General features: G+C 55.0%; 21 protein-coding genes. 16 read left to right on the top strand and 5 right to left on the bottom strand.

Going from position 1 to position 17,695, the window contains the following annotated elements; all coding sequences use genetic code 11:
* Positions 1 to 35 precede the first annotated feature (35 nt).
* From leuS to F3F93_RS00665, 6 genes are read left to right on the top strand one after another with little or no spacing between them, the layout of a single operon-like run.
* Entirely contained in the window at positions 36 to 2,498 is a 2,463-nt protein-coding gene (gene leuS, locus F3F93_RS00690; protein ID WP_176957235.1) for a leucine--tRNA ligase, read from the top strand.
* Positions 2,495 to 3,007, top strand: a complete 513-nt coding sequence (locus F3F93_RS00685; RefSeq protein ID WP_176957234.1) for an adenosylmethionine-8-amino-7-oxononanoate aminotransferase — start codon at positions 2,495 to 2,497, stop codon at positions 3,005 to 3,007. Before leuS ends, F3F93_RS00685 begins: the two co-directional genes overlap by 4 nt.
* A gap of 32 nt (positions 3,008 to 3,039) precedes the next feature.
* Positions 3,040 to 4,029, top strand: a complete 990-nt coding sequence (holA, locus tag F3F93_RS00680) for a DNA polymerase III subunit delta (RefSeq protein ID WP_176957233.1) — start codon at positions 3,040 to 3,042, stop codon at positions 4,027 to 4,029.
* Positions 4,026 to 5,318 carry an adenosylmethionine--8-amino-7-oxononanoate transaminase gene (gene bioA, locus F3F93_RS00675; RefSeq protein WP_176957232.1) on the top strand — a complete coding sequence of 431 codons (1,293 nt, stop codon included), beginning with the start codon at positions 4,026 to 4,028 and terminating at the stop codon, positions 5,316 to 5,318. The genes holA and bioA overlap by 4 nt, the downstream gene beginning before the upstream one ends.
* A 22-nt stretch (positions 5,319 to 5,340) precedes the next feature.
* A complete protein-coding gene (locus F3F93_RS00670) occupies positions 5,341 to 5,637 on the top strand; it encodes a hypothetical protein (RefSeq protein ID WP_176957231.1) in 297 nt (98 codons plus the stop codon).
* 10 nt (positions 5,638 to 5,647) lie between these two features.
* Positions 5,648 to 6,493: a radical SAM protein gene (locus tag F3F93_RS00665; protein WP_176957230.1), complete on the top strand. Its 846-nt coding sequence runs from the start codon at positions 5,648 to 5,650 to the stop codon at positions 6,491 to 6,493.
* Positions 6,494 to 6,683: 190 nt separating this feature from the next.
* Here F3F93_RS00665 and F3F93_RS00660 read toward each other — a convergent pair whose 3' ends face one another.
* From F3F93_RS00660 to F3F93_RS00650, 3 genes are all read right to left on the bottom strand, one after another.
* On the bottom strand, positions 6,684 to 7,373 hold the full coding sequence (locus F3F93_RS00660; RefSeq protein ID WP_241696869.1) for a Crp/Fnr family transcriptional regulator: 690 nt from the start codon (positions 7,371 to 7,373) through the stop codon (positions 6,684 to 6,686).
* The gene (locus F3F93_RS00655; protein ID WP_176957229.1) at positions 7,360 to 7,692 is read right to left on the bottom strand and encodes a DUF190 domain-containing protein; all 333 of its coding nucleotides are present in this window, start codon (positions 7,690 to 7,692) and stop codon (positions 7,360 to 7,362) included. Before F3F93_RS00655 ends, F3F93_RS00660 begins: the two co-directional genes overlap by 14 nt.
* Before the next feature lie 78 nt (positions 7,693 to 7,770).
* Positions 7,771 to 8,076: a hypothetical protein gene (locus F3F93_RS00650; protein WP_176957228.1), complete on the bottom strand. Its 306-nt coding sequence runs from the start codon at positions 8,074 to 8,076 to the stop codon at positions 7,771 to 7,773.
* A 131-nt stretch (positions 8,077 to 8,207) separates the two neighbouring features.
* Here F3F93_RS00650 and F3F93_RS00645 point away from each other — a divergent pair, with 131 nt between their 5' ends.
* The 3 genes from F3F93_RS00645 (at position 8,208) to gltX (ending at position 10,936) form a co-directional block, all read left to right on the top strand.
* The gene (locus F3F93_RS00645; RefSeq protein WP_176957227.1) at positions 8,208 to 8,417 is read left to right on the top strand and encodes a hypothetical protein; all 210 of its coding nucleotides are present in this window, start codon (positions 8,208 to 8,210) and stop codon (positions 8,415 to 8,417) included.
* Between the two features lie 94 nt (positions 8,418 to 8,511).
* Positions 8,512 to 9,288, top strand: a complete 777-nt coding sequence (locus F3F93_RS00640; RefSeq protein ID WP_176957226.1) for a methyltransferase domain-containing protein — start codon at positions 8,512 to 8,514, stop codon at positions 9,286 to 9,288.
* A 259-nt stretch (positions 9,289 to 9,547) separates the two neighbouring features.
* Positions 9,548 to 10,936 carry a glutamate--tRNA ligase gene (gene gltX, locus F3F93_RS00635; protein ID WP_176957225.1) on the top strand — a complete coding sequence of 463 codons (1,389 nt, stop codon included), beginning with the start codon at positions 9,548 to 9,550 and terminating at the stop codon, positions 10,934 to 10,936.
* Positions 10,937 to 10,942: 6 nt separating this feature from the next.
* On the opposite strand, the gene F3F93_RS00630 is transcribed toward gltX, so the two are convergent.
* A complete protein-coding gene (locus tag F3F93_RS00630; RefSeq protein WP_176957224.1) occupies positions 10,943 to 11,800 on the bottom strand; it encodes a 50S ribosomal protein L11 methyltransferase in 858 nt (285 codons plus the stop codon).
* A gap of 101 nt (positions 11,801 to 11,901) precedes the next feature.
* Here F3F93_RS00630 and F3F93_RS00625 point away from each other — a divergent pair, with 101 nt between their 5' ends.
* From F3F93_RS00625 to F3F93_RS00595, 7 genes are all read left to right on the top strand, one after another.
* On the top strand, positions 11,902 to 12,570 hold the full coding sequence (locus F3F93_RS00625) for a hydrogenase (RefSeq protein ID WP_241696868.1): 669 nt from the start codon (positions 11,902 to 11,904) through the stop codon (positions 12,568 to 12,570).
* 70 nt (positions 12,571 to 12,640) lie between these two features.
* Positions 12,641 to 13,066, top strand: coding sequence for a Holliday junction resolvase RuvX (gene ruvX / locus F3F93_RS00620; RefSeq protein ID WP_347239160.1), 426 nt, complete (start codon positions 12,641 to 12,643; stop codon positions 13,064 to 13,066).
* Positions 13,063 to 13,572, top strand: a complete 510-nt coding sequence (pyrR, locus tag F3F93_RS00615) for a bifunctional pyr operon transcriptional regulator/uracil phosphoribosyltransferase PyrR (protein ID WP_176957222.1) — start codon at positions 13,063 to 13,065, stop codon at positions 13,570 to 13,572. Before ruvX ends, pyrR begins: the two co-directional genes overlap by 4 nt.
* Complete coding sequence (locus F3F93_RS00610; RefSeq protein ID WP_176957221.1) at positions 13,572 to 14,573, top strand: aspartate carbamoyltransferase catalytic subunit; 1,002 nt, start codon at positions 13,572 to 13,574, stop codon at positions 14,571 to 14,573. Before pyrR ends, F3F93_RS00610 begins: the two co-directional genes overlap by 1 nt.
* Positions 14,570 to 15,859 (top strand): dihydroorotase, encoded by a 1,290-nt coding sequence (locus tag F3F93_RS00605; protein WP_176957220.1) that lies wholly within the window; start codon positions 14,570 to 14,572, stop codon positions 15,857 to 15,859. The genes F3F93_RS00610 and F3F93_RS00605 overlap by 4 nt, the downstream gene beginning before the upstream one ends.
* Positions 15,852 to 16,724, top strand: a complete 873-nt coding sequence (locus tag F3F93_RS00600; protein WP_176957219.1) for an FAD-binding oxidoreductase — start codon at positions 15,852 to 15,854, stop codon at positions 16,722 to 16,724. Before F3F93_RS00605 ends, F3F93_RS00600 begins: the two co-directional genes overlap by 8 nt.
* Entirely contained in the window at positions 16,721 to 17,269 is a 549-nt protein-coding gene (locus F3F93_RS00595; protein WP_176957218.1) for a DUF924 family protein, read from the top strand. The genes F3F93_RS00600 and F3F93_RS00595 overlap by 4 nt, the downstream gene beginning before the upstream one ends.
* Before the next feature lie 45 nt (positions 17,270 to 17,314).
* On the opposite strand, the gene F3F93_RS00590 is transcribed toward F3F93_RS00595, so the two are convergent.
* Positions 17,315 to 17,542 carry a hypothetical protein gene (locus tag F3F93_RS00590; RefSeq protein ID WP_176957217.1) on the bottom strand — a complete coding sequence of 76 codons (228 nt, stop codon included), beginning with the start codon at positions 17,540 to 17,542 and terminating at the stop codon, positions 17,315 to 17,317.
* Between the last annotated feature and the right edge of the window lie 153 nt (positions 17,543 to 17,695).

The following is a 17,695-nucleotide window of genomic DNA, read 5'->3' as shown; positions in this document are numbered from 1 at the left end:
TTCAGGCAAAAAAGCCTTTTCGGGAGTGATAGCAGGTGTCAGAGCGTTACGAAGCAGAGCAGATTGAAGCAAAATGGCAGCAGCGATGGATCGATGCGGATATCGATAGCACCTGCGATGATCCGGATGACGCACGTGAGAGTTACTACTGTCTGGTGATGTTCCCCTACCCCTCGGGTAACCTGCATATGGGCCATGTGCGCAACTACTGTCTGGGTGATGCCGTGGCACGCTATAAGCGTATGAATGGCTTTAATGTACTGCATCCGATTGGCTGGGATGCATTCGGGCTGCCGGCTGAGAATGCGGCGATCAAGCATCACCGTCCACCGGCTGAGTGGACTTATGCCAATATCGATCAGATGCGCACACAGCTTAAACGTCTCGGCCTCTCCTACGACTGGTCGCGTGAGATTGCCACCTGCCGTCCTGAGTATTACCGCTGGGAGCAGTGGCTGTTTACCCGTCTGATGGAGAAGGGGCTGGCCTATCAGGCTGATGCCGAGGTGAACTGGTGTGATCCATGCCATACCGTGCTGGCCAATGAACAGGTGGTTGATGGTGTCTGTTGGCGCTGTGATACCCCGGTCATCAAGAAGAATCTGAAACAGTGGTTTATCCGCATCACCGATTATGCCGAGGAGCTGCTTGCCGATCTTGATAAACTGAGCGGCTGGCCTGAGAAGGTTGTCGGCATGCAGCGCAACTGGATTGGCAAATCCAGTGGTGCCGAGGTCTCTTTCCGTCTTGAGGGCTCAGATGAGACGCTGGATATCTTTACCACTCGCCCCGACACCCTGATGGGCGTGACCTACATGGCCGTGGCCGCAGCCCATCCCTTGGCGCAGAAGGCCGCTGAAAGCAGTTTGGATCTGGCTAAATTTATTGATGAGTGCAGCAGAATATCCACCAAAGAGGCGGATATCGAAACGATGGAGAAGCGCGGCATGCCAACCGGCTTTAATGCCGTGCATCCGATAACCGGCGCTTCGGTGCCGGTCTGGGTCGCCAACTTTGTCCTGATGGGTTACGGCACAGGTGCAGTGATGAGCGTGCCAGCACACGATGAGCGCGATCACGCCTTTGCGAAGAAGTATGATCTGCCGATCAAGCAGGTGATTAAACCTGTTGAAGGTGATTGGGATATTGACGCAGCCGCCTTTACCGAAGCTGGTGAACTGGTGAATTCGGCGCAGTTTGATGGTTCCGATTCAGTTGCTGCCAAACAGAGTATTACCCAGTGGTTGAGCGAGCAGGGCAAAGGTTGTGAGCGGGTTCAGTATCGACTGCGTGACTGGCTGGTCTCCCGTCAGCGCTACTGGGGTGCGCCGATTCCGGTGATTCACTGTGATGATTGCGGCGCGGTGCCGGTGCCGGATGATCAGCTGCCTGTTGAGCTGCCAACCCATCTGCAACCAACCGGAGGCGCTTCACCGCTGGTGGATTGCCATGACTTTAAACATGCCGACTGCCCCAAATGTGGCAAGCCGTCTGTGCGTGAGCTTGATACCTTCGACACATTTATGGAGTCCTCCTGGTATATGAACCGCTATACATCGCCACGCTGTGATACAGCGATGGTTGAGAGCAGTGCAATGCAGCGCTGGGCGCCTGTGGATCAGTATATCGGTGGTGTGGAGCATGCCGTGCTACATCTGCTCTATGCCCGTTTTTATCACAAGCTGATGCGTGATGCCGGTCTGTTCAGCACTGAACAGGGCGGTGATGAGCCGTTCAGGAATCTGCTTACGCAGGGGATGGTGCTCAAAGATGGCACCAAGATGAGCAAGTCCAAAGGCAATACTGTTGATCCCAAGGCGATTATTGAGCGCTTCGGCGCTGATACTGCGCGTCTGTTCACCCTGTTTGCCGCACCGCCTGAGAAGGAGCTGGAGTGGAATGATGCAGGTGTTGAGGGTGGTCATCGCTTCCTTAAGCGCGTCTGGCGTCTGCTGGAGAAGCTCAAGGAGCAGCATGACGGCGAGGATGATGCTGCAGCCGTGAAAGCGCTGCGTTTTACCATTCACTCAACCATCCAGCGTGTCACGCACGCCTTTGAGCATGGCTTTGCCTTTAATGTGGCTATTGCCGCATTGATGGAGCTCTCCAATGCGCTGCAGGCCTTTGAGCCGAAAGGGGAAGCTGGCAGTGCAGCCTGTCGCGAGGGCATTGAGGTTCTGGCCACGATGCTGGCGCCGTTTGTACCGCACTTTGCCTGCGAAATCGGTGAGGCTATCGGTATGCGCGAGATGGCTATTGTCAGTCAGTGGCCGTCGGTGGATGAGAGCGCGCTTGAGCAGAATGAGATTACCATCGCGGTTCAGGTGCAGGGTAAACGGCGTGGCGAGATTACCATTGCCAAAGATGCCGGTCAGGATGAGGCGATGGCTGCGGCCAGAGCCGATGCCTCAATCGCCAAGTGGCTGGAGAATATGCAGGTGGTTAAAGTGATTCTGGTGCCGGGACGGCTGTTGAATGTGGTGGTGAAACCGGCATGAGAAAGCTATTGCTGCCGTCATTGATGACAGCCGCACTGCTGTTATCCGCATGCGGTTATCATCTGGTGGGGCACGGTGATAGTGAGGGCGCCATCACTGCGGATGTGAAAACAGTGTCGCTGATAGTGCGCGGAGAGAGTGATCGCCAGTTTATAGCCAACCTGAAGCAGCGTTTGAGCTCTGATAAGTATGCACTGATTGAGCCCAGGGATGTGGTTGATCAGCAGGGGCATGCCAATCTGAATGTGAGCATTGCTCCGCTTCGCTTTACACCATCTGCCTACGATGCGGCTGGTGTGGCGACCCAGTACCATATGACCTTCTCCGGCTCGCTGGCGCTAGAGCGGGATGGCAAAAGCAGCTGGCAGAGTGGTCTGATCCAGACGCAGGGTGATGTCTATGTGGCCGGAGGCCCAACCAGTATCGAAGCATCTCGTGAGCGGATGCTCCGTGACCTGCGCAAGCAGTGGTTGCAGGATGCGCTGGGTCGTTTGCGATCCGGGTTCTGAAGCAACATGCAGGTTAAAGCGGTGAATCTCCCGTGCGCCTGAGCCCGGCCCGGTTGTTGCCGGCTGAATGTAACGCTTACTACCTGCACGGCGAGGATGAGGATGCCATCTTTGAGGCGGCCGAAGCGCTGCTGGCTGAAGGGGCTGAGGATGCTGTGCGCATCCGCGTTGATATCAATGAGTTGGCACGGGTGGAGAGTGAATCCCGAAACAGAGGACTGTTCGGCTCCTCGGTCTGCTTTGCTCTGGTGCGTAATGCCCAGTCAGCCAACCCCAAACAGAGTGAACATCTGCTTAAGCTTGCCACATCCGTTTCTACAACGAATCGACTGATCATCTGCGCACCGGGTGTCGACTGGAAAAAAGCCATGCATAAAAAGATGAAGGCTGAAAAGGCGGTTGCCGAGTGCGAATTCAGTCGCCCCGATGAGGCTGCTTTTGCACGCTGGCTGGAGGCTGAGATCAGAAAGAGTGGCCTCAAGGTAGCACCGGATGCGGTTGTCTGGATGAGTGAGCGGCTCTCCGGGATGCGTCTGGCAGCCAGGCAGATGATTCAGCGCCTGAGCTGGTACGATAGCGGCGAGGGGCGTGAACTCGGACTGGATGTGGTGGCAGAGCTGCTCGGTGAGCGTGCGCCGGGGGCACTGGAGGAGTGGTGTCATGCCGTGGCGATGCGTAGCCCTGAGGCATTGAGGCTGGTGCGGCAACTGTTGAAAGAGCAGCAGGTGGCTGAAGTGCAGATGATCTCCTGGCTGGGGACACGTATGCAGCAGTTGCTGATGTACCGCTGGTATCAGTCGCAACGGGATCGCAATGCACTTATGGCGGCCAAGGTATTTGGCGATGCCCGCAGCAAGGTTCCTGATGAGTCGCGGGCCTGGAAGGGCAGTGAACTCGCACTTGCCGTGCAGCGCATCATCCGTGCAGAGAAGCTGGTGAAAGGTGCGACCATTGAAGATCGTCCGGTAGTGATTGAGCGCCTGACCCTTGATCTGGTTGCAGCGGGACGACTGCAGCCATGAAGCAGCAAGAGGAGTGGCTGGCATTTGAGCGTCAGCATGTCTGGCACCCCTACGCTTCGATGATCAATCCGGCACAGGTCTATCCGGTCATGCGGGCAGCCGGTGTTGAGCTGGAGTTTGAGGATGGCAGATCTGTCATCGATGGTATGTCTTCGTGGTGGTCTGCCATCCACGGTTATAACGTGCCGGAGCTCAATCGTGCGGCAGAGCAGCAGCTGCAACAGATGGCGCATGTGATGTTCGGTGGTTTGACTCACCGGCCAGCCGCCGATCTGGCCAGTAAGCTTCTCGAGATTGCACCTGAGAATATGGCCCATATCTTCTTTGCCGATTCCGGTTCGGTATCGGTAGAGGTAGCGATCAAGATGGCGCTGCAGTACTGGCAGGCTAAGGGTTCGCCTGAAAAACAGCGGCTGCTGACCATTCGCAACGGCTATCATGGTGACACCTTCGGTGCGATGAGTGTCTGCGACCCTGAGTCGGGTATGCATCATCTCTTCTCCGGTGTGCTGGCCCAGCAGCTGTTTGCCGAAGCACCCACAGCCGGCAGTGATGCGCAGTGGGATGTTGCGCAGCTGGCATCACTGCAGTCGAGAATCAGAACCCATCATCATGAGCTGGCGGCGGTGATACTTGAACCGATTGTGCAGGGCGCCGGTGGTATGCGTTTCTATGCCCCTGAATTCTTGAGGCAGGTGCGCAGGCTCTGTGATGAGTACGATCTGCTGCTGATCCTTGATGAGATTGCTACGGGGTTCGGACGTACCGGCACCATGTTCGCTTCTGAACAGGCGGGAGTTCATCCTGATATTATGTGTGTCGGTAAAGCGTTGACCGGCGGTTATATGAGTCTGGCAGCCACGCTCTGCTCGGCAAAGGTGTGTGAGGGCATTCACAGCGATGGCTCAGGGGTGCTGATGCACGGGCCAACCTTTATGGCCAATCCACTGGCCTGTGCCGTGGCCAATGCCAGTCTCGATCTGCTGCTGGCCTCGCCCTGGCAGCAGCGTGTGGCGGCTATTGAGGCACAGTTGGAGGCGGAGCTTGCTGGCTGTCGAGAGCTGCCGGGTGTGGCCGATGTGCGCATTAAAGGGGCAATCGGTGTGATCGAGATGCAGGATGCAGTGGATGTGCCGTCGGTGCAGGTCTCACTGATAGAGCGGGGTGTCTGGCTGCGGCCGTTCGGCAAACTGATCTATACCATGCCACCCTTTGTTATCTCATCTGCACAGCTGAGTCGTGTCACCGCTGCGATGACCTCTGCCTGTACGCTGTTTGACTCAAAATAGCGGCCGGGAGTAGGCTGTTCCGATGGCTGTTACCTTAGGTCTTATGTTCCGGGTTGATACCTCCCCGCCTGCGGTTGCTATTCCACCGCAGTCTCAGTCTGCGCCATTCAATAACAGTCTGATTATCGATGCCCAGGCTGTAAAAGAGCCTGCAATCACGACCCGCTCAGGTCAGATGTTTCGCGGCATGCCCTCCCGCACTGCTGATATGATGCAACTCCTTCAGCAACAACAGCAGCAACAGCCTCTAACCTATAACCAGAAAGGTGGTGCTCCTCTGCCTGCTGCCGGTGGTCTGTTGCTCGATACCTACGCCTGATTATTTATCTGTGAGCAGTCAACTTCACAGTCGCAATCATGATCGCGATGCGGTCGGTATGCGCTACGTCTATCCGGTCATCTCACGCCGGGCCGGTGGCGTCTCGGTTGGCATCAACCTCAACCCCAATAACGCCTGCAACTGGCACTGTACCTACTGCCAGGTGCCCGGTCTTAAGCGCGGCGTAGCACCCGAGATTGATCTGGAGCTATTGCGCAGAGAGCTATCTACGCTACTCGATGAGATACTTAACGGTGATTTTATGCTTCAGCGAGTGGCTGAAGGCAGTCGCCAGCTCTGTGATATTGCCATTTCAGGCAATGGTGAGCCGACCAGTTGCCGGGCCTTTGATGCCGTGGTCGAGGTGATTCTCGCGGTGATGTCCGAGTTCTCCCTTTCCGTGCCACTGCGCCTGATCAGTAACGGCTCCTATCTGCACAAGGCAGATGTGCAGCGCGGTTTAAGATTGATGGCAGCTTGCAATGGTGAGGTGTGGGTTAAAGTCGATGCTGTCAGTAGTGAGGCTATTCTGCGTATCAATGGCATCAAACTCGATGCGGCACGCCTGCGCAAACAGGTCGAGGCGGTGGCGCTGCTCTGCCCGACATGGATTCAAACCTGTCTGATGGCCTGGGATGAGCAACCGCCAGCCGAGGCGGAGATGCAACGTTATATCGAGTTTCTTGCGCAGCTGCAGCGTGATGGTGTTCCTCTCTGTGGTGTGCTGCTTTACGGTCTGGCACGCCCATCACTACAGGCTGAGGCAAAACATCTGAAGCCGCTTGATGCGGGCTGGATGGAGATGGTGGCGGCAAGAATCGAAGCCAGTGGCCTGAAAGTTAAACTCTCTCTCTGAAAAAGCTTTTCACTACGAAAGCATAAGGTGAATCTGCCCGGCGGGCGAAGAGATAAACAGAGTATACGAAGTAAGAATTAATAGGAGTACAATCTGTCCCTTACGCGGCTGAGCAGACAAAATTCAGGAACCCGTGATATTTCTGTTTCTTTCTCAGCGTCCTTCGTGTCCTTTGTGGTAAAAAAATATTTTAAAAATCGTCCAGTCGATCTTCCAGTGCATCAACATCAACACGCATTTTTCCGCGTCCTTCGCCCTGAACAAGCAGACCATCTTTTTTCAGCTGACTGATGGCACGAGAGATGGTTTCACGGCTGGTTGAGAGCTGGTCGGCCAGCAGTTGATGGGTGGGCAGGATGGTGGAGTAGCAGTCATCCTCATCCGGCTGACTGAATCGTTTACAGTGATCCACCAGATAGGCGTAGAGGCGATGCGGCACATCCATGCTGCTGATGCGCTCAAGCACACGGCTGGTGCGGCGCAGGCGTGATGCCAGTTCTTTAAGGATTTTCAGTGTAATGGCCGGCTGCTCAAGCAGCAGAGAGGTCAGGTCACGCCTGCGGATATGAGCGAACTTGGAGTCCTCCATGGTGGTGACAGTGGCTGATCGCGGCTCCTCATCCAGCAGTGAGAGTTCACCGAAAAATGAACCTCTCTCAAGCAGGGCCAGAACCACTTCACGACCTTCGGCAGAGTAGGTGGAGATTTTTACCTCCCCTTTAAGTATCACATACATCGAGTCGCCGAGATCGAACTCCTGAAAGACGATGTTTTTCTTGGGTATATCAAGACTGTTGGCAAGTGATGTGACCGCTCTCAACTCATCCTCATCGAGCTCGGCAAATAGCGGTACCTTTCTTAACATCTCAATCATTTCCATCATTTTCTCCATAGCGCATCAGTGCTACCGGCCAGGTGGCGACCATGCACTGTCCCAGATGTGATTTCATTTGTTCTAATGCCTGATTGATTTTATCGGTTGTATCAATGGCTTCTACAAGAATGGGAAGATCGGCGGAGAGATCGAGAAATGAGGTGGAACGAATGCCGTGCTCACCCAGACCTTCAATGCCGCGCAGCACCGAAACACCGCGCAGTCCTGCGTTTTTGCACAGGGAAAGAATGGCTTCCGTTGCCGGTTTGCCATCGATTCTGGACGATTCAGTTAAATAAATGCGCAGGCACAGACCCTCAGTCATGTGATTGCCTCCTCTTCCGCGAACCAGTCTGTATTATGTGACGTCGGGTTACAAGAGGAATGGATACAAGAAAAAGGGTTATTTCGCTTCGCAGAGAATGCTGAACATATTGTACGCCTCCCTCTCATGCCTGAGTGGCGCTGGTGCTATTACTCCTTCACCGGGATGTTCAGCTACCACGTACCATGTTTTGCCATTCGGCGTGCAGGCCAGACGTACACTGCCATATTTTTCAGACTGACCGGACTGGATGATGCAGAGCGTTGCTTTGCGCGGTGTGCGGCTGCTGCCTTTGGCTTTTAACACTTCAATGGTGACTCGCTGAATCGGCGTCTCTTCAACACTCTGTTCACTCTCATCGGATCGGGTGGCCTGCGCTGTCATATTGTCGCTCCTGCATCTGTCGTGCTGCATGGTTGCAGACGGGAGTGGCACTCTACACATCATCTTCCGTCGCGTATGTTTCATTTGATGATGAGGATGGCATTCATCGCTGTATCGTTTAAGCTGCAGCGATGAGCAGAGATCTCTGGCTGATTTTTTATATGACCTACGGCGTGGCTGCACTGTTGTTGCTGGCCATACTGATTCGCGGACTGGTAAAAAAACATCCGATGAAAAAGATCGGCAGGGATATCGGCAGGCCGCTGCGCATGATTATACTCTCGCTGATTCTCTGGTATGCCACCATCTATATTGCCAAAGACTTTGTCGGGCGGTTTTAACGTTTCAGAATCTATGCTGCCCTCTGCGCAGGTTTCCTTTGCTAATCACTGCTAAGCCCAAATAATAGGCGCTCTGAATCGGGAGCGACTACCTATGATCCACTCTGATCGAAATTTTGATGATCTGACCGAACGCTTTGCACGTAATATCTACGGTAGTGCCAAGGGTGAGGTGCGGCTGGCGATTGTCTGGCAACATCTGTTGCAGACGCTGCCGCAACTGACGGCTGGCAAGCCGCTGCGTATTCTTGATGCCGGTTGCGGTCTGGGTCAGATGGGTTTGAAGCTGGCCGAGCTCGGCCATGAGCTGGTGCTCTCCGATCTTTCCGGGAAGATGGTGGATCAGACCCGCACGCTGTTTGCTGAAAAACTGCCGGACGTGGCTGTTGAATGTCTGCATGGCCCGGTACAGGAGATGTCTGCCGATGCGCTGGGGCAGTTTGATCTGGTGCTGTTCCATGCTGTGCTGGAGTGGGTGGCAGAGCCGAAAGAGACATTGGAGCATCTGCTCACCCTGATCAGACCGGGCGGTGATCTCTCGCTGATGTTCTATAACCGTGATGCGCTGATCTTCCGCAATCTGATTCGTGGCAACTGGCGCAAGGCAGAGAGTGATAACCTGCAGGGTGAAGAGGGTGGTTTGACACCCTATAACCCGTTAACGCTGCAAGAGGTCGAGGGTTGGTTGGAAGAGTGGAACTTTGAGCTGCTTAGCCGGGCCGGTGTGCGGGTGGTCTATGACTATATGGATCGCAAGATGCGCGAGGCGCGGCCTGTCGAAGAGGTGGTGCGTATCGAGATGAAGTATGCGCGGCAGCCGCCATATCTGCAGATGGGGCGCTATCTGCATCTGATTGCAAAGAGGCGCTAGAGCTCCTACTTGAGGAATTCTGAGATGGCCATGCCGAGCATCAGGAAGCCGATGAGAAACAGAGCGATACCCAGATAACGTTTGACGGGATTTTCCTGATCGTGCTGTTTGTCGCTCATGATTCTCTTCTCCATGCCTTGGGGATAAGCGCAATTATCGCGCTCAATCGGCTGCTGGCAAATCGGAACCTGTAAACAGCTCCTGCTTCCAGTTATGCTGCGCCGCCCGATTGATAGAGATTGTTGTTCAGGAGTATCCCATGACAGTTCGTACCCGTTTCGCCCCATCGCCCACAGGCATGCTGCATATCGGTGGTGCCCGCACCGCCCTGTTTGCCTGGCTCTATGCCCGCCATCACGGTGGTGAGTTTGTGCTGCGCATTGAGGATACCGATCGCGAGCGTTCCACCGAAGAGGCGACGGCAGTGATTCTGGACGGCCTGAAATGGTTAGGACTGGATTGGGATGGTGAGCCGGTTTTTCAGGCTGAACGTCAACCTGAGCATATCGTTGCCGTCGATCAGTTGATCGAAGAGGGGCACGCCTACCGCTGTTACTGCAGCAAGGAGGAGCTCGATGAGATGCGCGAAGCGCAGCGTACGGCGGGCAAGAAGCCGATGTATGATGGCCGTTGCCGTCACCGCTCGGATCGTCCTGAAGGGGCTCCTTTCGTGGTGCGTTTCCGCTCTCCTGACGAGGGGGAGACCATCGTCAATGACCTGGTGCTGGGTACGGTAACCTTCCCAAACGTTGAACTGGATGATCTGATCCTGCTGCGTACCGATGGCACGCCAACCTATAACCTGGCGGTTGTGGCTGATGATGCGGCAATGGGTATTACCCATGTCGTACGCGGCTCTGATCACCTGAACAACACCCCGCGCCAGATTCAGCTTTATCAGGCGCTGGGTTTGCCGATTCCACAGTTTGCCCATATTCCACTGATTCACGGCCCCGACGGTGCCAAGATGTCCAAACGTCATGGTGCAGTAGCGATTACCGAATACCGTGAGAAGGGTTATCTGCCCCATGCGGTGAACAACTATCTGGCGCGCCTTGGCTGGTCACACGGTGATGAGGAGGTCTTCTCCCGCCAGCAGCTGATTGAGTATTTCGATCTGGCGGCAGTCGGCAAAGGGGCCTCCCGCTTTGATCAGCAGAAGCTGGATTGGTTAAACGGACACTGGATGCGTGAAGCTGAGGCTGCCGATCTGGTGGCTGAGGTGGCGCGTCTGCTGGCCGTTGATACCGCAGCAGGGCCGGATCTTGAGCCTGTGATCGCATCACTGCAGGAGCGCTCGAAGAATCTTGTTGATCTGGCTGAAGGGGCACGTTTCTTCTATACCGCACCAAGCGCATATGATGAGAAGGCGGTAGCCAAGAACTTCAAAGAGGGTACCACCGAGCTGGTTGAGAAGTTTATTGCCGGTATCGAAGCGATGGATGATTTCTCCGGTGAGGCTGCACATGCGCTGATTGGCCAGGTATGCGAAGCTGAAGGGGTGGGCATGGGCAAACTTGCTCAGCCGATCCGTATCCTCGTGGCCGGTGGTCCTGTCTCGCCACCGATTGATCTTACCCTTGGTCTGCTCGGCAAGGATGAGTCACTGGCGCGTCTGAAGAACGGGCTGGCTGCTCTCAAGCAGTAACTGGATTCACTGACTTCGTGGTGAAAACTCCACGCTGGCCCAGTCGCCCTGTGCATCTCGTCGTGTTTCACAAAGCCCCTCTTTGATGTAGGCCTCAGCCACATCATCGACCTGCGTGGTTAGCAGGCCTGATAAAACCAGTCGTTCACCGACACAGGGGGCCAGCTCTTTGGCCATCCAGACCAGCGGTCCGGCGAGAATATTGGCAACGACCAGATCGAACTGGTCAGCAGGCGGTGTGTCATCCAGCTTTGCTTCTAGTGTCACACCGTTGATGGCAGCATTGGTTTCACACGCCTCCACCGACTCCGGTTCCATATCGATAGCCAGCGCAGAGCCTGCGCCCAGCTTCAATGCGGCAATGGCCAGAATGCCGGAGCCTGCCCCCATATCGAGCAGTGTAGCAGGGGGATTATCGGCACAGATGCGCTCAACCGCTTCCAGGCAGAGCTGTGTGGTGGGGTGGGTGCCGGTGCCAAAGGCCATGCCGGGATCAAGTACGATATCGATTCGGCCATCATCAGCGGCCTCGCAGAATGAGGGGCGCACCCTGAGGTTGTTGCCGATATCCATCGACTGCCAATCCTTCTGCCAGGCGGTCTCCCAGTTCTGCTGCTCCAGCGTTGCCATTGTGATGCTATCCCGGCTTATGCCCTGTAGGATTACAGCATCAGCTATGGCCGCTTTGGTCTGCGCCTCATCCTCTGCAATGGCAAACCATGCAATGCGATCGGTTAATTCAGCATCCACATCGGTCTCTTCAGCTGAGCCGAGTGCGCCCAGTGAGGAGATCAACAGTTCAAAGGCCTCCTCTGAGATAAGATCCGTCCGGATTTTCAGTTCAATGCATTTTGATGCTTGCATCTTTGGCTCCCCTTCGTTGCAATAGCCCTCCTGATACCGGAGGTCATTTTCAAGTGCAGTACTCTTCTACATATCGCATGCGGGTGAAAGAGAATATCCGTATGACCGATCCAGACTGTCAGGATACGGTCATCCACCTCTCGCTTGAAGCGTTGCGCGGCCAGGTGGGGAACTTTCGCCCGGGTCAATATGTACGCATTGGTATCCCCAAATTAAATGATCCTGCCCCCGGCTATTTTGCCATTGCCTCCTGCCCCGATGAACCGGATGGATACGAGTTCTTTATCAAGGATGCCGGGCCACTCTCTGCCTACCTCTGTGAAGTGGAGCCGGGCACCCTGCTGGAGGTGGAGGGACCTATGGGCAAAGGGTTTGATCTTGCCCCCTACAAAGGCAGTGATATCTATCTGATTGGTGTGGGTACCGGCATCGCGCCGCTTCGTAGCCTCTGGCACAGCATTATCCGCCACCGGGAGGATTTCGGCAGGGTGGCGATCTACGCCGGATTTCTCTCTGAGATGCACCAGCTTCTGACTGAAGAGCTGGCTGAACTCTCGCGCCATAATATAGAAGTATCCATCACGCTGGAGCTGGGACACGACAGTTGGGATGGCCCTATCGGTTATGTGCAGCATGCGCTGAAGAGCGATGCGCCGGATGGCACCAACGCAGTTGCCTGTCTTGCCGGCATGAGTGCAATGGTGGACGCATGCACCGAAACGCTGCAGAATCTCGGATTTAATGACGACCGCATTCTGCTCAACCACTGATTCTTTGAAGCCCGATTCCGGAGCTGAATCGCCCCATTCAAAGTCCTCACCTGAAAATTCCACCCAACCCCTGCAACTTCCACTGCTTGCACTTGATATCGGCATGAAGCGCATCGGTGTGGCTGTTTGTGATCGTCTCGGCATCTCCTGCCGCGGCGTCACCTATCTGCATCGTAATGATAAGGGGTGGCCGCAGCAGCTGCTTAAACTTATCCGCGAGTACGGCAGCAAAGGCATTGTAGCCGGACTGCCCAAAAACATGGATGGTACGGAGGGTGTGCAGGCAAGAGATGCCCGCGCTGCCGTTAAACAGCTGCAGAGGACAACTGCATTGCCTGTTGTTTATCAGGATGAACGGCTCTCCACCTGGACCGCCAAAGAGCGCCTTTATGCCCAAGGCTTAAACGAGAAAAAGGTGAAAGAGAAAATTGACCAGACGGCGGCAGCCGTCATTCTGGAAGATTTTCTACTGGCACATCCGGAGTTGAAACCATGACAGATTCGATCCTCTACACGCCGCAGGCTGTTGAAGATGCACTGAACAGAATGGCTGATGCCATGCAGGCCCCTGAACTCTTTCTGGTCGGCATCCACAGTGGTGGCGCCGATGTGGCAGATGCCATCCAGCAGCGTCTTGAAGCAAGCGGGACAAGGGTGAATCGCGGTAATCTTGATATCAGCTTCTACCGTGATGATCTCGATACCATTGCACCGCATCCGCTGGTGCGCCGCAGTGAGCTTCCCTTTGATGTTGCAGGCAAAGATATCTGGCTGGTGGATGATGTGCTCTACTCGGGCCGCACCATACGCGCCGCGATGGATGAGATCTTTGATTACGGCAGGCCGGCATCGATCCGTCTGGCGGTGCTGGTGGATCGCGGTGGCAGACAGCTACCGATTGCTGCTGAGTGTTTCGGCTTTAGTCATGAGGCACCGGCTGATTGCAATGTTGAACTGGTAACAGATGGAGAATGGCTCATTGAGCAGAGGCAGGTGAAATAGTGCGACCAATAAAACATCTCTTCGGCATTGCTGATCTCGACAGGGAGCAGATTGAATATCTGGTCAACCTCGGTGACTCCTTTATCGACATCAACCGCAGACCACTGAAAAAGGCGCCGACACTGCGTGGTAAAACCATCATCAATCTCTTCTTTGAGAACTCAACACGCACGCGCACCAGCTTTGAGCTGGCCGGCAAACGACTCTCTGCCGATGTCATCAACATCTCCGCCTCAACCAGTGCCACCAAGAAGGGTGAGACACTGCTTGATACCGGACAGACACTGGCAGCGATGCAGCCGCATGTGCTGGTGATCCGCCACTCGCTGGCCGGCACCTGCGAATTTCTTGCCGACTACCTGCCCAATACCGCACTGGTAAATGCCGGTGACGGTGCTCATGAACATCCGACTCAGATCCTTACCGACCTGCTGACTATGAAACAGGCATGGGGAACGCCAGCAGGAAAAGTGATTACCATTGTTGGCGATATTGCCCACTCACGTGTTGCCCGCTCGCATCTTCTGGCCGCGAAAAAGCTGGGTTATACGATGCGGGTTGTGGCACCGAAAACATTGCTGCCATCCCAGATTGAGCGTTACGGCTGTGAGGTGTTCCACGATTTTGATGCGGCGCTGCCCGGCTCTGATGCGGTGTACATGCTGCGTGTGCAGACAGAGCGACTGACCGACAACTGCGCCTTTCCATCGGTGCGCGAGTACCATGAGGCCTACGGCCTGAATGGTAAACGACTGCGTGCCGCTGGCCCCGACTGTATCGTCATGCATCCCGGCCCGATGAATCGTGGTGTGGAGATTGCCACTGATGTCGCCGATTCAGCCAGAAGTCATATTCTTGATCAGGTGGAGCATGGTGTAGCCATTCGTATGGCTGTGCTGGCGGCACTCTGCGGTGGTCAGGAGGAAGAGAAGAAGATGGGCGGCAGTAGCAGAAAACAGCTCTCCGAAGAGGCGATGCAGGCGCAGGGGAGACTAATATGAGCGGCACACTGCTGATTAAAAATGGACATATCATCGATCCGGCAAACGCTGTCGACGGGGTAGCCAACCTCTGGATCAAAGATGGCAAGATTGTCGCCATAGGCGCCTATGATGGTGAGGCTGAGCGGGAGATCGATGCGGATGGGAAGATAGTCTGCCCGGGGCTGATCGATATGCATGTGCACCTGCGCGAACCGGGTCAGGAGTGGAAAGAGGATATTGAGTCGGGCTCACGTGCGGCAGTGGCCGGTGGTGTCACTTCGATCTGCTGTATGCCCAATACAGGCCCCCATATCGATCATGCAGGCATTGCTCTGCAGATCATTGCGCGAGCTAAACAGGTGAATCTCTGCAATGTACATCCGATCGGTGCGGTGACCAAAAACCTTGAAGGTAAAGAGCTGACCGAGATGCGCGAACTTTCGCGCTGCGGTTGTGTTGCATTCTCCGATGATGGCTTGCCGATCTGGCATGCCGGTGTGATGCGCAAGGCACTGGAGTATGCCTCAAGCTTCGGTTTCATGGTGATTCAGCACGCCGAGGAGAAACAGCTGACCGCTGGTGGTGCCATTAACGAGGGGTGGATCTCTACCCAGCTTGGTGTCTCCGGTATGCCTGCAGAGGGTGAGGATTCGATGATCGCCCGCGACATTATGCTGGCCCGCAAGGCCGATGCCCGTTACCACGTGGCTCATATCTCCACACAGGGCGGCGTAGCAATGGTGCGCCAGGCTCGTGCTGAAGGGTTGAAGGTCTCTACTGAAGCGGCACCACACCACTTCGCACTCACCGAAGAGGAGGTGCTGGGCTACAACGTCGATGCCAAGATGAGTCCGCCACTGAGAACGGAAGCTGATCGTCTGGCGGTGATCGAGGGGCTGCGGGATGGCACCATCGAGGTGATTGCCACTGATCATGCGCCCCATCACGAGGATGATAAACGTTGCGGCCTCTCCTGTGCTGCGTTCGGTATTGTCGGTCTTGAGACGATGCTGCCGGTATCGCTTGATCTGGTACGCGCCGGTGTTCTGACGATGTCCGAACTGATCGCCAAGATGACAAGCAATCCGGCCCGTTTGCTGGGGCTGGATGCAGGCACACTCTCTGTCGGTGCTGAGGCAGACGTCACCATCTTTGATGCTGATGCAACCTGGATGGTGGATCGTGAGAAGATGGTATCAAAAGGAAAGAATACACCCTGGCATGGTAAAACGATGACAGGGCTGGTGACTCACACCGTCAAAGCGGGTCGCATTGTGTTTGCAGAAGGGGACGTGTGTGGCTAATCATCAGGGTACAATTTTTGAAGAGCAGGCTGAGGTGCTGGCCCATATCACCCATCCCGGGGATCAGTTTGTGATGCGCGTGAAAGCGCCCAAAACTGCAGCCAAAGCCAAACCTGGTCAGTTTGTGCATCTGCGCGTCTCTGATGAGCGGGCGCTGCGCCGGCCGATCTCGATCATGCTCACTGATCCGGAACGTGGTACGGTGGATCTTCTGTATAAAGCGATTGGTGAAGGCACCCGTCTGCTCTCGGAGCGAAAGGTTGGTGACACTATTCCGATGCTCGGCCCGATTGGTGAACCGTTTGATCTTTCCGACACCTCAAAACGTTATATATTGATTGGTGGCGGTGTCGGTATTCCTCCGATGATCTTTGCTGCTGATCATCTATACGGCAGGGGTGGCGATTGTGTGGTGTTTGCAGGTTCTGAAGTCGAATTTCCGTTCGCACTGAAACCATCAGCCACGCTGCTGCCCGGTGTGAATGGTAACGCGATTCTGGCGATTCGTTCACTCGAGGAGCGGGAGGTGCCGTCGCGGCTGGCCTCCAATGCCGGGCTGTATGGCTGTTATGAGGGACATGTGCCTAATCTGGCACGTGATTATCTGGCCGCCCTCAGTGATGAGGAACGCAAGCGTTGTGTGCTGCTCTCCTGCGGCCCGCATCCGATGCTGCATGCGGTGGCAAGGGTAGGGCGAGAGTTTGATCTGCCGACCTTCCTGAGCCTTGAAGAGCATATGGCCTGCGGTATTGGGGGCTGTGCCGGATGCGTAGTTAAAACAGTTGAGAATGGGGAAGAGAAATATCGTCGTGTCTGTGTTGACGGGCCGGTGTTTCCCGCAGAATTGCTGCCTGAATTCGCATGAACTCCGTCTATGCACTGGATGTTCTGCAGTTCTGGTTTGCAGAGCTTGAGCCACGTCAGTGGTGGGTGAAAGATGAGGCCCTTGATCGCGAGATAGCGGAGCGCTTTGGTGAGCTGCACAGTGATGCGGCAGCAGGTAAACTCTATCAGTGGCGTGAGGATGCGAACGGGCGTTTGGCTGAGGTTATTATCCTCGATCAGTTTTCACGAAATATCTGGCGCGATCGCCCTGAAGCTTTTGCCTGCGATGGTATGGCGCTGGTGCTGGCACAGGAGGCGGTGCGCATCGGGGCGGATCAGGAGTTTGATGCACCTGAAAAGGCCTTCTTCTATATGCCCTATATGCATAGTGAATCGATGGCGATTCATAGTCAGGCAGTCAAACTGTTTGATCAGCCGGGTGTCGAATTTAATCTTGAGTTTGAACTCAAGCATAAGATGATCATTGATCGCTTTGGCCGCTATCCGCATCGCAATGCCGTTCTGGGAAGAGAGTCCACGCCTGAAGAGCTCCGGTTTTTAAAGCAACCCGACTCCTCATTCTGATCATATAGAAACTGTTGCCTGACCTGGTTAAACGAGCGTGGATAGTTAGTAGACCAGCAGGTCGGGCTCTTTCAGTTTGTAAGTCATACCGGACTTGCAGGTGTAAACGGTGGTCTCTCCAGCCTGATCAACGAGCAGAAGGCCGCCATGGTCGCGACACGTCTCTTCACCAATAGCTTTATAGTTTACCTGCCGCTCATCTGAGGCGCAGCCTGCCAGTATGCAGGAGATGGCAATGATGATCATTGATACAACGCCGGTTTTTATAGTCATGGTCACCTCCCGTTAAGTGATGCTCCACCTTATCATAGCAAAAGCGGAAACATAGCCGATGATTAGCTACTTTGGCTTGTAAGTAAACATGCCCCTTCAACTTCATGCGGTTATTTGATCTGCTACAGGTCTGATTCACATTCAAAATCGTTA

Origin of the sequence: Mariprofundus sp. KV (genome assembly GCF_013387475.1) — a bacterium.
Classification (GTDB): Bacteria; Pseudomonadota; Zetaproteobacteria; order Mariprofundales; family Mariprofundaceae; genus Mariprofundus.
Note: the sequence above shows the minus strand (reverse complement) of the source record. Positions and strands in the feature narration are given on the sequence as shown.

Excerpts from the sequence above, each read along its gene's own strand:
- F3F93_RS00605 (WP_176957220.1), top strand. The coding sequence starts at position 14,570 with ATGAGCGGCACACTGCTGATTAAAAATGGACATATCATCGATCCGGCA.
- gltX (WP_176957225.1), top strand. The coding sequence starts at position 9,548 with ATGACAGTTCGTACCCGTTTCGCCCCATCGCCCACAGGCATGCTGCAT.
- F3F93_RS00670 (WP_176957231.1), top strand. The coding sequence starts at position 5,341 with ATGGCTGTTACCTTAGGTCTTATGTTCCGGGTTGATACCTCCCCGCCT.
- F3F93_RS00645 (WP_176957227.1), top strand. The coding sequence starts at position 8,208 with ATGAGCAGAGATCTCTGGCTGATTTTTTATATGACCTACGGCGTGGCT.
- F3F93_RS00685 (WP_176957234.1), top strand. The coding sequence starts at position 2,495 with ATGAGAAAGCTATTGCTGCCGTCATTGATGACAGCCGCACTGCTGTTA.
- F3F93_RS00625 (WP_241696868.1), top strand. The coding sequence starts at position 11,902 with ATGACCGATCCAGACTGTCAGGATACGGTCATCCACCTCTCGCTTGAA.
- F3F93_RS00655 (WP_176957229.1), bottom strand. The coding sequence starts at position 7,692 with ATGACTGAGGGTCTGTGCCTGCGCATTTATTTAACTGAATCGTCCAGA.
- F3F93_RS00630 (WP_176957224.1), bottom strand. The coding sequence starts at position 11,800 with ATGCAAGCATCAAAATGCATTGAACTGAAAATCCGGACGGATCTTATC.
- bioA (WP_176957232.1), top strand. The coding sequence starts at position 4,026 with ATGAAGCAGCAAGAGGAGTGGCTGGCATTTGAGCGTCAGCATGTCTGG.
- F3F93_RS00660 (WP_241696869.1), bottom strand. The coding sequence starts at position 7,373 with ATGGAAATGATTGAGATGTTAAGAAAGGTACCGCTATTTGCCGAGCTC.
- F3F93_RS00595 (WP_176957218.1), top strand. The coding sequence starts at position 16,721 with ATGAACTCCGTCTATGCACTGGATGTTCTGCAGTTCTGGTTTGCAGAG.
- pyrR (WP_176957222.1), top strand. The coding sequence starts at position 13,063 with ATGACAGATTCGATCCTCTACACGCCGCAGGCTGTTGAAGATGCACTG.
- F3F93_RS00590 (WP_176957217.1), bottom strand. The coding sequence starts at position 17,542 with ATGACTATAAAAACCGGCGTTGTATCAATGATCATCATTGCCATCTCC.
- F3F93_RS00650 (WP_176957228.1), bottom strand. The coding sequence starts at position 8,076 with ATGACAGCGCAGGCCACCCGATCCGATGAGAGTGAACAGAGTGTTGAA.
- F3F93_RS00640 (WP_176957226.1), top strand. The coding sequence starts at position 8,512 with ATGATCCACTCTGATCGAAATTTTGATGATCTGACCGAACGCTTTGCA.